At 66.0% G+C, this 12,635-nt stretch carries 14 protein-coding genes; 7 read left to right on the top strand and 7 right to left on the bottom strand.

The annotated features are described in order from the left end of the window. Positions 1 to 196: 196 nt before the first annotated feature. The 7 genes from ACYPXD_RS03560 (at position 197) to ACYPXD_RS03530 (ending at position 6,390) form a co-directional block, all read left to right on the top strand. Complete coding sequence (locus ACYPXD_RS03560) at positions 197 to 712, top strand: RDD family protein (protein WP_459707530.1); 516 nt, start codon at positions 197 to 199, stop codon at positions 710 to 712. 230 nt (positions 713 to 942) lie between these two features. Beyond that, a complete protein-coding gene (locus tag ACYPXD_RS03555; protein ID WP_459707527.1) occupies positions 943 to 1,884 on the top strand; it encodes a UDP-2,3-diacylglucosamine diphosphatase in 942 nt (313 codons plus the stop codon). Between the two features lie 140 nt (positions 1,885 to 2,024). Continuing rightward, the gene (locus ACYPXD_RS03550) at positions 2,025 to 3,059 is read left to right on the top strand and encodes a glycosyltransferase family 4 protein (RefSeq protein ID WP_459707525.1); all 1,035 of its coding nucleotides are present in this window, start codon (positions 2,025 to 2,027) and stop codon (positions 3,057 to 3,059) included. A 34-nt stretch (positions 3,060 to 3,093) separates the two neighbouring features. Further along, positions 3,094 to 3,879: a diacylglycerol kinase gene (locus tag ACYPXD_RS03545; RefSeq protein WP_459707522.1), complete on the top strand. Its 786-nt coding sequence runs from the start codon at positions 3,094 to 3,096 to the stop codon at positions 3,877 to 3,879. A 264-nt stretch (positions 3,880 to 4,143) separates the two neighbouring features. Further along, positions 4,144 to 4,950, top strand: a complete 807-nt coding sequence (locus ACYPXD_RS03540) for a TetR/AcrR family transcriptional regulator (RefSeq protein WP_459707519.1) — start codon at positions 4,144 to 4,146, stop codon at positions 4,948 to 4,950. 39 nt (positions 4,951 to 4,989) lie between these two features. Further along, the gene (locus ACYPXD_RS03535; RefSeq protein ID WP_459707517.1) at positions 4,990 to 5,574 is read left to right on the top strand and encodes an LOG family protein; all 585 of its coding nucleotides are present in this window, start codon (positions 4,990 to 4,992) and stop codon (positions 5,572 to 5,574) included. Positions 5,575 to 5,643: 69 nt separating this feature from the next. Next, a complete protein-coding gene (locus ACYPXD_RS03530; RefSeq protein ID WP_459707514.1) occupies positions 5,644 to 6,390 on the top strand; it encodes an SDR family oxidoreductase in 747 nt (248 codons plus the stop codon). Between the two features lie 68 nt (positions 6,391 to 6,458). On the opposite strand, the gene ACYPXD_RS03525 is transcribed toward ACYPXD_RS03530, so the two are convergent. From ACYPXD_RS03525 to ACYPXD_RS03495, 7 genes are all read right to left on the bottom strand, one after another. Further along, complete coding sequence (locus ACYPXD_RS03525) at positions 6,459 to 7,097, bottom strand: DUF924 family protein (RefSeq protein ID WP_459707512.1); 639 nt, start codon at positions 7,095 to 7,097, stop codon at positions 6,459 to 6,461. Then, complete coding sequence (locus tag ACYPXD_RS03520) at positions 7,094 to 7,825, bottom strand: alanyl-tRNA editing protein (RefSeq protein WP_459707509.1); 732 nt, start codon at positions 7,823 to 7,825, stop codon at positions 7,094 to 7,096. Before ACYPXD_RS03520 ends, ACYPXD_RS03525 begins: the two co-directional genes overlap by 4 nt. 83 nt (positions 7,826 to 7,908) lie before the next feature. After that, a complete protein-coding gene (locus ACYPXD_RS03515; protein ID WP_459707507.1) occupies positions 7,909 to 8,319 on the bottom strand; it encodes a group II truncated hemoglobin in 411 nt (136 codons plus the stop codon). A gap of 45 nt (positions 8,320 to 8,364) precedes the next feature. Beyond that, positions 8,365 to 10,854 (bottom strand): ABC transporter permease, encoded by a 2,490-nt coding sequence (locus tag ACYPXD_RS03510; protein WP_459707644.1) that lies wholly within the window; start codon positions 10,852 to 10,854, stop codon positions 8,365 to 8,367. A gap of 107 nt (positions 10,855 to 10,961) precedes the next feature. Beyond that, on the bottom strand, positions 10,962 to 11,573 hold the full coding sequence (locus ACYPXD_RS03505; protein ID WP_459707505.1) for a DUF4126 domain-containing protein: 612 nt from the start codon (positions 11,571 to 11,573) through the stop codon (positions 10,962 to 10,964). Between the two features lie 346 nt (positions 11,574 to 11,919). Then, entirely contained in the window at positions 11,920 to 12,240 is a 321-nt protein-coding gene (gene sugE / locus ACYPXD_RS03500) for a quaternary ammonium compound efflux SMR transporter SugE (RefSeq protein WP_459707503.1), read from the bottom strand. 148 nt (positions 12,241 to 12,388) lie between these two features. Further along, on the bottom strand, positions 12,389 to 12,635 hold a 247-nt coding region (locus ACYPXD_RS03495), incomplete at its 5' end, for a winged helix-turn-helix domain-containing protein (protein ID WP_459707500.1).

Raw genomic sequence — 12,635 nt, 5'->3', positions numbered from 1 at the left:
TCGACCGCCGCCGCTGGCCGCTTGCGCGGTGACGTGGCGTCTGCCGCCGGCCGCGACCCTTCTCTCGCGCGCGACGACTCGACTCGATTCGATGAAACCATCCGCTTCCGCTCCGCACCCTGCCCTCACTTCGGCCGACTTGCCGCCGACAGCGCCGACGGCCGGTCCGCAGACGCGGACGACCACGGCGTCGCCAGTGAAAGCGGACGCCGAAGCGTCGCCACTGTCGCCCGCATCCGCACCCAGCATCCGCCGCCGGCTCGCGACGCTCGTCTACGAAGGCGTGATCCTGTTCGGCATCGTGTTCATCGCGGGCTACCTGTTCAGCACGCTCACACAGCAGCGCAGCGGGCTCGAACATCGCGACTGGCTGGCGGCGTGGATCGGCATTGTGGTCGGCGTGTATTTCGTCTGGTGCTGGACGCACGGCGGACAGACGCTGCCGATGAAAACATGGCGGCTGCGCGTCGTGCGCGCGAAAGACGGCGCGCCGCTGTCGTGGTCTCGCGCGCTTGCGCGCTATGTGCTCGCGTGGCTCTGGTTTTTGCCGCCGCTCGCGCTGCATCCGCTCTTCGGCCTCACGGTGCCGCATACGCTTGCCATCACCGGCCTCTGGTTTGTCGCCTGGGCCGCCAGCGCGCGCCTCTTTACCGATCGGCAGTTCCCGCACGACCGGCTGGCCGGCACGCGCATCGTTGCGGTCACGCGCTGAGCGCTGACGACGGCTCCCGCTCACCGCGTTCCGCCGGGCGGCGGCGCGCGCACCGACGTGGGGCTTTCGCGACACTCGATACATTGCAACGGTGTGACCGCAACGGTGAGCGCCTCACCTGTCTCGCGCGCACCACACACCGCCCTGCGTAAAAAGAAATTCTCGTGAATGTCACGGCTCCGTCATCCGGCAATTGTGGAATGCGGGTACTGCAACTCGACGCGTGAGCCATGGACCCAAAAACGTCCGCGACTTCCCTGTTCCGCCAGACTGGCCCGAGCGTCGACCCTGTCGGCTTCGGACCCAACGCCCCCTCCGCCGCCTCGATTCCGCTGTCTCCGATACCCGCCCCTCCCTCCACCAGCGACTCGCCGCACGACGACAGTCCCGACGAAGTGCATCGCTACCGGACCATCTGGCTCTCGGATATTCACCTTGGATCGAACGGTTGTCAGGCATCCTACCTACTCGATTTCCTCCGGCATAACGAGTCGGAGTACCTGTACCTCGTCGGCGACATCATCGACGGGTGGCAGTTGAAAAAGGGCTGGTACTGGCCGCAGGCGCATAACGACGTGGTGCAGAAAATCCTGCGCAAGGCGCGTAAAGGCACGCAGGTCGTCTACGTGCCCGGCAACCACGACGAAGCCGCGCGCCAGTTCTGCGATCTCGCATTCGGCGACATCCACGTGCGCGGCGAAGCGTTCCATACGACGCTTGCGGGTCAGCGCCTGTGGATCGTGCACGGCGACCTGTTCGACGGCGTGATCCAGCATGCGAAATGGCTCGCCTACCTCGGCGACACGCTGTACACGCTGATTCTCGTGCTGAACCGCTGGTTCAACCGCATCCGCAGCAGGCTCGGCTTCCAGTACTGGTCGCTGTCGCAGTATCTGAAGCATCAGGTGAAAAACGCCGTGAACTTCATCTCGTCGTTCGAGCGCGTGATGACCGACGAAGCGCGCCGCCGCGGCTGCGACGGCGTGGTCTGCGGCCATATTCACAAGGCCGAGATTCGCGAAATCGACGGCGTGCTGTATTGCAACGACGGCGACTGGGTCGAAAGTCTCTCCGCGCTCGTCGAGACCTATGAAGGTGAACTGAAGGTGGTCTACTGGACCGTGATGCGCGCACCGCCGGTGTCCGCGCAGAAGGCCCGCGCGACCGCGTAGTGCGCGGAAGCATGGCTCTCGCGCCGCGCTTGCCCGAGTTTGCCCCGTGTCTGCCAGATACACACGACGGGCAGACAGCGCGAGAGCCATGCTCCCTCGTTTCCCCGTCTGTCCCACTTCTTTCGACAAGGGCCACACCGATGAAGATCATGATCGTCACCGATGCATGGGAGCCGCAGGTCAATGGCGTCGTCCGTACGCTGAAGAACACGACGCGCGAACTGACCGCGCTCGGCCATCGCATCGACATGCTGACGCCGCTGGAGTTCAAGACGATTCCGTGCCCGACCTATCCTGAGATTCGCCTGTCGCTGTTTCCGAAGCGCCATCTGCACCGGCGCATCGACGAATTCGCGCCCGACGCGCTGCATATCGCGACCGAAGGCCCGCTCGGCCTCGCCGCGCGCGCTTATGCGATCAGGCACAAGCTGCCGTTCACCACTGCTTATCACACGCGCTTTCCCGAGTACGTGCAGGCGCGCTTCGGCATTCCGCTCGCGTGGACCTATCGCTTCCTGCACTGGTTCCACAAGGCATCGCTCGCGGTGATGGCGCCGACGCCGGTCGTGAAGACGGACCTCGAAAAATTCGGCTTCACGAATGTCGTGCTGTGGACACGCGGCGTCGATCTCGACATCTTCCATCAGATGGACTCGAAGGTGCTCAATACGGCGCGGCCGATATTTCTGTACGTGGGCCGCGTCGCCGTCGAGAAGAACGTCGAGGCTTTCCTGAAGATCGATCTGCCGGGCTCGAAGTGGGTCGCCGGTGAAGGACCGGCGCTCGCCGAACTGAAGTCGCGCTATCCGGAAGTGAATTATCTCGGCGTGCTGTCGCAGCCCGAACTCGCGAAGGTCTACGCGGCCGCCGACGTATTCGTGTTCCCGAGCCGCACCGACACGTTCGGTCTCGTACTGCTCGAAGCGCTCGCCTGCGGCACGCCGGTCGCCGCCTACCCGGTGACGGGCCCGATCGACGTGCTCGGCGACGGCGGCGCGGGCGCGATGAACGAAGACTTGCGCGAAGCGTGCCTCGATGCGCTGAAGATCGACCGCAACCACGCGCGCGCCTGGGCCGAGCGTTTCTCGTGGGCGGCGGCGTCCGAGCAATTCGCCGCGCATCTGAAACCGCTGCCGCGCAACGCCTATCCGCGCGAAGAAAGCGCCGCCGCGTAACACGCGGCTCACACGAGCCAACCGGTTACCTTCCATGCGAGCCAGACACCCGGAGATGCTGCGCGCCGCGCAACGCGCGCAGCATGATGACGAAGCGTATAGCGCCGGCGACGATCCATTCGCCGACATCCACGAACACGGCGGCAAGGAGAGCGGCGGGCCCAACCCTCGCGACGGGGGCGACAGGAGCGACCACGGCACCGCGCATCGCGAACCGTCGCAGAACGGAACCGCCGCACGCAGGTTCGACGATACCGCGAGCATCAGGCCTACCCCAGCGGCCGACCCGGCGAGCATGCGCTATGCTGGGCACCCGACCACGCCGAGGAAGCCAGCAATGCATTCCGAGTCGTCCACGCGCCGCGATCCCGCCGATGCACACGAACCGCTCGGTCCGGACGATCCGCTCGCGCCCTTGCCTTTCAATCCGTACAAGGGCAATCGCGGCGTGACGCGCGCATGGCATGCGATGAAAAATTCGCTTGCCGGCTTTCGCGTCGCGATTCGCGAGGAAAGCGCGTTCCGTCAGGAGCTGACGCTCGCGGCGATTCTCCTGCCGTGCGGTCTCGTGGTGCCGGTCGATCCCGTGTCGCGTGTGCTGCTGCTCGGTTCGGTGCTGCTCGTGCTGATCGTCGAGCTGCTCAATTCGAGCGTCGAGGCCGCGATCGACCGCATCTCGCTCGAGCGTCACGAACTGTCGCGGCGCGCGAAAGACCTCGGCAGCGCAGCCGTGATGGTCGCGCTCTTCATGTGTGTGATGACGTGGGCGCTGATCGTCGGCCCGCTCATCGTGCGGTGGGTCGGCATGCTGTTTCATTGAAGGCGGCCACTGCGCGGCCGCTGCGCTTCAGAACCACGCGCTCCTGCTTTCTCCGAACGCGCGATGCATCGCCGGACGCGTCGCGTCGCCACCACGTTCGTCTCGGGTAAAACCCTGACCGCCCGGTCGGGAATTCGAACGGTCGGTTTATAATCCTCAAATAATCTCAGCTCGCGCTGAGCAATACGATTACACCGGGCGGACGCGCCGCAGTCGCATGCGGCTTTTCGTATCGGCCCGGCCATTCACAGAGGGCACGACGACATGGAAGCCAAACCTCCCCGCCGCACACGCGAGCGGATCCTCGAACTGTCGTTGAAGCTCTTCAACGAAATCGGCGAGCCGAACGTCACGACCACGACGATCGCCGAAGAGATGGAAATCAGCCCCGGCAATCTGTACTACCACTTCCGCAACAAAGACGACATCATCAACAGCATCTTCGGCCAGTTCGAGCAGGAGATCGAAAAGCGCTTGCGCCTGCCCGACGACCATCGTGTGACGATCGACGAGATGTGGTCGTATCTGCAGTACATGGTTGAATTCACGTGGCGCTACCGCTTTCTCTATCGCGACCTCAACGATCTGCTCGCGCGCAACCGCATGCTTGAAATGCACTTCAAGCAGATCATCAGTCACAAGGTGCGCTTTGCGAGCCAGTTCTGCGAGCAGCTCGTCGAAGATGGCGAGATGGTCGCGACGCCCGACGAACTGCGCGTCATCACGACCAACATCGGTGTGATCGGCACCTACTGGCTCTCGTATCAGTTCGTGATGAATCCGCGCAAATACAACGACCCGGAATCGATTCGCGCGGATCTGCATCAGGTCAGCGTGCAGATCGTGTCGGTGATGGCGCCGTATCTGCGCGGCCGCTCGCGTCAGCTGTTCGACGATCTCGTGTCGGGTAAGCTGCCGAAGCGCGAGTTCTACGACTATCTGCCGCCGCGCGAGACGGCACTGGCAACTGCGGCGGCTACTTCCGTCAGCGCTTCTTGCAACGGATCTGCCAAAGCAACTGCCAGGTCAGCCACGGAGGTCGCGACCGAACGCAGCACGGTCAAACCTTAAGCGCATCGCGCACACATCACCAAGCAGGAAGTCCACCTGATGAAAGCAGTCTGTGTCTATTGCGGCTCCTCGAATGGAGCCAACCCTGTTTATGCGGAAGCAGCACGCGCGTTCGGCCGCGCCCTCGTCGACGCGAATCTCGCGCTCGTATATGGCGGCGGCAAGGTCGGCCTGATGGGCATGATCGCCGACTCGGTCATGGCAGCCGGCGGCCGCGCGGTCGGCGTCATTCCGGAACTGCTCGTCGACAAGGAAATCGGCCACCACGGCCTCACCGAACTGCATGTCGTGTCCGATATGCACGAGCGCAAGAAGATGATGGCGGATCTCTCCGACGCGTTCGTCGCATTGCCAGGCGGCGCCGGTACGCTCGAAGAGCTGTTCGAGGTCTATACGTGGGCGCAGCTCGGCTATCACCGCAAGCCCGTCGGCGTGCTCAATATCGCGCGCTTCTACGACCCGCTGATCGCGATGCTCGAGCACACGGTGCGCGAAGGTTTCATGCAGCGGACCTACTTCGAGACGCTGCAGATCGATAGCGATCCCGTCGGGCTGATCGGCAGGCTGCAACGCTATCGGCCGCTCGTGGATTACAAGTGGTCGCAGCACCGCGACAAGGTTTAACGCGCACTTCGTGCGCATGCGCGCGCGGTTCTTCCTCCTGCTTCTCTTCCGCCAACCGATGAGGCAATCATGACGAAAGTCGTTCTGATCACGGGAGCGAGCCGCGGCATCGGCCGCGCGACCGCGCGGCTCGCCGCCGCGCTCGGCTGGTCCGTCGGCATCAACTATTCGAGCAACGAAGCGGCCGCACGCGAAACCGCCGCGCTGGTCGACAGCGCGGGCGGACGCGCGCATCTGCTGCCCGGCAACGTCGCCGACGAATCCGCCGTGATCGCGATATTCGACGAATGCATGCGCGTGTTCGGGCGGCTGGACGGCTTCGTCAATAACGCGGGCATCGTCGCACCCGGCATGCCGCTCGCCGAGATGGACGCCGCGCGCATGAAGCGCATCTTCGACATCAACGTGTACGGCGCCTATCTCTGCGCGCGCGAGGCGGTGCGGCGCATGGCAAAGGACCGCGGCGGCGACGGGGGCGCGATCGTCAATCTGTCGTCCGCGGCGGCGCGGCTCGGATCGCCGAACGAGTATGTCGACTACGCGGGCTCGAAGGCCGCGATCGATACGCTGACCATCGGCCTCTCCAAGGAAGTCGGCCCGCACGGCGTGCGCGTCAACGCGGTGCGCCCCGGCCTTATCGACACCGAGATTCACGCAAGCGGCGGCCGCCCGGACCGCGCCGCGGTGCTGGGCGCGCAAACGCCGCTGGGCCGGGCGGGCAGCGCCGAGGAAGTGGCGGAAACAATCGTATGGCTATTGAGCGATGCGTCTTCGTACGTGACAGGCGCGGTGATCGATGTGACAGGGGGACGGTGAGGGTCGAGGCCGGTAAAGCGGCCGTCAGCCAGGTGTTCAGCGGCTCGGCCGCTTGGCCGCTCGACCGCTCAGAAGCGCGAGCCCCGCTCGCGCAGAAACGCGATTTCTTCTTCCGTCGATGGGCGGCCCAGCACCGCATTGCGATGCGGAAAGCGCCCGAAGCGCTCGATGACCTTCGCATGCCGCATCGCTGAACGCGCGTACGACGGGTCGAGCCCGTGCGCTGCGAGTGCTTCGTAAAGCCGCACGCTTTCGCGCTGGCCTTCCATCGTTTCGTCGTGCTCGAATGGAATATACGCAAACGCGCGATGGTAGACCGTCGGCAGCACGACATCGCGGCCCTCTTCGACCATGCGCCGCGCAATACCGATGGCCTGCGCATCGCCGTCGACCATGCGCGCCGAATGCCGATAGCAATTACGCGTGAACTGATCGAGCACGATGACGAGCGCAAGCGACCCTAGCGGCGTAACCAGCCATGCATCGAGCTCGTGCGCGAGCGCCGCGTCGATCAGTGGCCCGAAGCGTACGCGCAGCGTCGCGTCGAACGCGGCGCTGCGTTTGAACCAGCACTTGCGATCCGTACCGTATTCGCTTGAACCGGGCACGCCGAACCAGCAGTCGAGCACCTCGCGCGAGCGCGTGTCCAGCGCCGCATAGTCGGCTTCCGGCGCGTACGCGTCGGCCCGGTTCGAGCGCTCGCTCACACGAGTTCCAGCACCAGCCGGCGCGTGCGCGCGCTTTTCTTCTCGAGCTTCGCGATGCGTAGTGCGCCGATCTCCTGCGTATTGCGCACGTGCGTGCCGCCGCACGGCTGCAGATCGACGCCTTCGATGCGCAGCAGACGCACGCGTCCGAGCCCCACCGGTGGCTTCACGCTCATCGTGCGCACGAGTTCGGGCCGCGCGGCCATTTCGTCGTCGGTGATCCATTCGGTCGCGACGCCGTGCGCGCCGCCGACAAGTTCGGCGAGCCGCGCTTCGACATGCTCGCGCTCGATCGGCTCGACCGTCGCGAAGTCGAGGCGTGCGTAGTCGGTCGTGATGCTGCAGCCGTCGACCGCATACGGCAGCACCGCGCACATCAGATGGCTCGCGGTATGGAGCCGCATATGCCGGTAGCGGCGCGCCCAATCGATTTCGGCGCGCACGCGCTCGCCGGCGGCCAGACGGGCAAGCAGCCCTTCTTGGCCCGGCGCCGGCACGTGCACCGCATCGTCGGGCGTCGCGCCTTCGAACTTCGCCTTGCGCGTGTCGGCGATATCGATGCGCGTGCCATCCGCGAGCACGAGCGCGCCGGCGTCGCCGGCCTGGCCGCCGCCGAGCGGATAGAACACGGTCTGGTCGAGATGAATGCCGTGCTCGTCGACGACGGTGATGGTCGCGTCGCAAGCGCTCAGATACGCGTCTTCGCGAAAAAGGGCGCGCGTCGTCATGGGGAGATCTCCTTGATATCGTTATTCGGTTTGCGCGGACGTTCGGTGCCCAAAGCACGCGCAGGCGGCACAAACGCGCGCGTTCAACCCGGCCGGTTACGCATCCAGTCCGCCGTATCGAAGAACGAATGCAGCAGCCGTTCGCGCAGCGCTTCGGATAAGCCCACGTCCTGCATCGCCCACGCCATGCAGCGCAGCCACTGATCGCGCTCGCTCGACGCGATCGCGAACGGCAGATGCCGCGCGCGCAGCCGCGGATGGCCGAAGCGGTCTTCATAGTGGCTCGGGCCGCCGAGCCAGCCGCACAGGAACCAGAAAAACTTGTCGCGCGAGCCGTCGAGCGTCGGCGGATGCAGCGCGCGGATGCCCGCGAAATCGGGCTCAAGGTCCATCAGGTCGTAAAAGCGGTCGACGAGTTCGCGCACGCGCGCTTCGCCGCCTACGAGTTCGAACGCGGTCGGTTGCGCGAGCGTCGTGTCATTGGAGTCGGTCATACGAGGAAAAAGCAGTTCATTGCAAACGAAGAAGTGCGCCGCGTTTCACGCATCGCGCAGCGACTGCAGCGCCGGACGCATCAGCACGTGCCGCAGGCTCAGCCACCCGCCCAGGCCCGCGCATGCAATGCCGGCCGCGATGCCGGCCGGCAACAGCCACGGGTCGAACTCGAGATAGAAGTCGAACACGCGCGTGGCGAGCAGCGAGCCGACCACCTGTGCGCCGATGGCCGCCATCAGACCCGATAGCGCACCCACCGCGACAAATTCGGCGATCTGCACCGCGCGCACCTGCCGGTGCGACGCGCCGAGCGCGCGCAGCAGCGCCGATTCTCGCATGCGCTCGTCGCGCGTGCCCGCCAGCGCCGCGTACAGTACCAGCACGCCCGCCACGAGCGTAAACAGGAACAGGAACTGCACCGCGTCGATGACCTGCTCCATCACCGCCTGCACCTGCGCCAGAATCGGCCCGGTGTCGATCGCGGTCAGGTTCGGGTAGAGCGCAATGAGGCCGTCGATCGCCGAACGCTGCTCGGGCGGCACATGAAAGCTCGTGATGAACGTCGCCGGGAAATCCTTCAGCGCGGCCGGCGGCATCAGCACGAAGAAGTTCACCTTGAACGAGCCCCAGTCGAGCTTGCGGGTGCTCGTCACCGGCGCCTCGACCGACAGGCCCGTCACGTCGAAACGCAGCGTATCGCCCGGCTTCACGTCGATCAGCTTCGCCAGACCCTGCTCGATCGAGATTTCCGGTTTATCGGTGTTGCCGTACCACTGACCGGCCTCGATACGGTTGTCGTCGGGCAGTTGCGTCGTGTACGACAGGTTGAACTCGCGATCGACGAGGCGCCGCGCATCGTCGCCCTTGTACGCGTCGGGGTTCACCGGTTTGCCGTTGATCGCGGTGAGCCGGCCGCGCACCATCGGCGACAGGTCGACATGGGCGAAACCGTGCTTCGCGAGGTACTGCGTGACCGGCTCGCGCTGATCGGGCTGGATATCGATGATGAATTCGTTCGGCGCGTCGGGCGGCGTCGATTTGCGCCAGCCCGCAACGAGGTCGTCGCGCGTCATCGCGATCAGCAACAGGCACATCAGGCCGATCGCGAGCGCGGTGATCTGCAGCGCGCTCGCATTTGCGCGCCGCTCGAGCGACGCGAGCGCGTAGCGCCAGCCGACGCCGACGGCGAAACGCTCGCTGCGCACGATGCGCGCCGCGCCCCATAGCGCCGCGCGCGCGAGGCAGATAAAGGCCAGCAGCCCGCCCGCGAAGCCGCCCGCGACGATCCCGCCGAGCTTCAGCTCGCCGGCCGCGAGCACGAGCAACCCCGCGAACAGCGCGACGCCCAACGCATACGCGGCCCATGCGGTGCGGCCCGCTTCGCCCCATTCCCGGCGCAGCACGCGCACCGGCGGCACGCGCGTCAGCGGCAACAGCGGCGGCAGCGCGAAGCCGAGCAGCAACACCAGTCCCGCCGCAATGCCCTCGAACGCCGGCCATGCGCCCGGATACGGCAGCGCCACGCCGATCAGACCGCCGAGCCAGCGCAGCAGCACGAAGTGCCCGACAAAACCGAGCGCGACGCCAACCAGCCCGCCGATCATGCCGAGCCCGGCGAATTCGATGACGAACAGCGCGCGCAGCGTGCGCTGACTGACGCCGAGGCAGCGCATCGCCGCGCAGCTGTCGAGATGACGGCGCATATAGCGATGCGCGGCCATGGCGATCGCGACCGCCGCGAGCAGCGCGGTCAGCAGCGACACGAGCGTGAGAAAGTGGCGCGCGCGATCGAGCGTCTGGCGCACCTGCGGCTGACCGTCCTGCAGCGATTCGAGCGCGACGCCGCGCATCTTGCCGCCGTCGACGCGTTCGTGAGCCCATTTCGCATAGGTCTCGACCGTCTGGTCGCTGCCTGCCACAAGCAGCCGGTATGTGACGCGGCTGCCGTAGGTGACGAGCCCCGTCGACGGCACGTCGGCGTCGTTCATCATGAGCCGTGGCGAGAAATTGACGAAGGCGAAGCCGCGATCGAGCTCCTTCGTGATCAGCGCGCCGATCCTGAAGTCGCGTCCGCCGACTTTCACGGTATCGCCGACGTGCACCTTCAGCGCATCGAGCAGTTGCTCGTCGACCCAGACGGTGCCGGGCGGCGGAATCGAGCGGGCCGGCTCGTCCGGCGCACCCGGCCGCGGCGCGATGCGCAGCGCGCCGCGCAGCGGATAGCCGGGCGACACCGCCTTGATCGCGGCCAGCCGCGACAGCGGTTTCGCGGCCGTCGAGTTGATCATGCTCGGGAAAATCGCCGTGGTCGCGGTCTCGAGACCGAGCGACTTCGCCTGTGCGGCGAATTGCGGATTGACCGGATGGTCGGCACGCACGATAAAGTCGGCGCCAATCATCCGGCGTGCGTCGCGCTCGAGCCCCTGGTGCAGCCGGTCGGCGAGAAAGCCGACGCTCGTCAACGCGGCCACCGCGAGCACCAGTGCGAGCAGCAGCATGGTCAGCTCGCCGGCGCGCCAGTCGCGCGCCGTCATCAGCGCCGCCTGCCGCAGCAGGTCGCCCGTCGCGACGCGCCGGCGCGGCACCGGCAGCGAGCGCCCGGGCGTCGCTACGGGGTGGCTGGCTTCACGGGCCGGCGCGCTCAATCGTGCCGGCTCCGCGCAAGACGCGTCACCATATGCGTCGCCATGCCGCGGAACCCGCCCTGCACACCGCGCCACAGCCGCGGCAGCACCCAGCTCACGACGACGAGGAAGCCCACCAGCAGCACAAGAAAGATAACCGGCGCGAACAGCGCGAGCAGCAGGCCGCCGAACACCATGCCTTCCTCGGCCGTCGACGTGACGACGTTCGACACCGGCTCAGGCGACAGGTTGATCAGCGCGCGCGTGCCGGCCTTCGTCAGGTGCGCGGTGCCGGCGAGCGTGCCGCCGGCAAGCGCGGCAACGGTCAACAGTGCCGGATCGGCATGGCCGAGCGCGCCGGCCGCGAGCACGGCGCCGGCCGGAATACGGATGAACGTGTGTATCGCATCCCACAGCGAATCGAATGCGGGAATCTTGTCGGCGAGGAATTCCGCGATCGTCAGCGCCGCGGCAACGCCGATCACCCATGACGAACTGAGCGCGGAGAGCGTGTCGGGAAGATGGATCACACCGAAGCGCGCGAGCAGGCCCGCGATCAGCACGGTCAGATAGAGGCGCAGCCCGCTGCCCCATGACAGGCCCGCTGCAAGCGAAAGGGGTTCAAGCATGGCGCGCCTCCAGAGACGCGCACGGTGCACGCCTCGTACTCCTCGCGGCCTCTGACGCGAGGCACGCCCGTGCGCCCCGCCCAGCCGTTGCCGCCGAGTCCGCGCGGCGCCACGCCGCGCGGTACGAGTTCAGGTTGGAATTGGGTTCATTATAGCCACGTCATTTCGGAATCCGCCGATTGAAAGGCACAAGTGCTGTGGCGAAAAGCGGACTATGCGCGGCGGATTTAAGGAATTTCGGGTGCCAGGAAGGCCGAAACAGATTGGTTGCGAGGGCAACCGAGTCGCCCGCGAGGCGCGCTGACCGGGCGCTCGGTCAGCCCTTGGCGCCCATTCCGGGTGCCACTCAGTGCCCCGACGACAGCTTGAGCCCGATCAATCCGACGACGATCAGAAGCGCGCTGGCAATACGCGGCAGCGTCACGGCCTCACCCATCATGACGATGCCGAACACAAACGCACCGACCGCGCCGATGCCGGTCCAGACGGCATACGCGGTGCCGAGCGGCAGTTGCCGCATGGCGAGCGCGAGCAGCACGAAGCTGCCGAGCGCGGTGACGACGGTCCACACCGACGGCCACAGCCGCGTAAAACCATCAGAAGATTTAAGGCCCGCCGCCCAGGCGACTTCGAGCAGGCCGGCAATAAACAGAAGAAACCAGGACATAAGGACGCTCCCACAGGTTGGATGGGGCCGTCCCCGTTGATTCCGAGCGCGCAAGGCCGTCCTTACGACTTCGCAATTATATCAAACGGCAACTGATGAAACGGATTTGCATTGGCGAATCGATATAGTGGGTCCGCCCGCGCGTTGCTTAAGCGACCCCGACCAGCCGGTAGCCAACGCCGGTCTCCGTGACGATATGTTCGGGCTGCGCCGGATCGCGCTCGAGCTTTTGCCGCAGATGCGCCATGTAAATGCGCAGATAGTGATGGCTCTCGACATGCGACGGCCCCCAGACGTCGCGCAGCAGCTGGCGGTGCGTGAGCACCCGCCCGGCATGCCGCACGAGCGTCGCGAGCAGCCGGTACTCGATCGGGGTCAGGTGCACGAGCTCGCCG

Source organism: Paraburkholderia sp. 2C (assembly GCF_054589215.1).
This window is presented reverse-complemented; position numbering and strand designations above follow the sequence as displayed.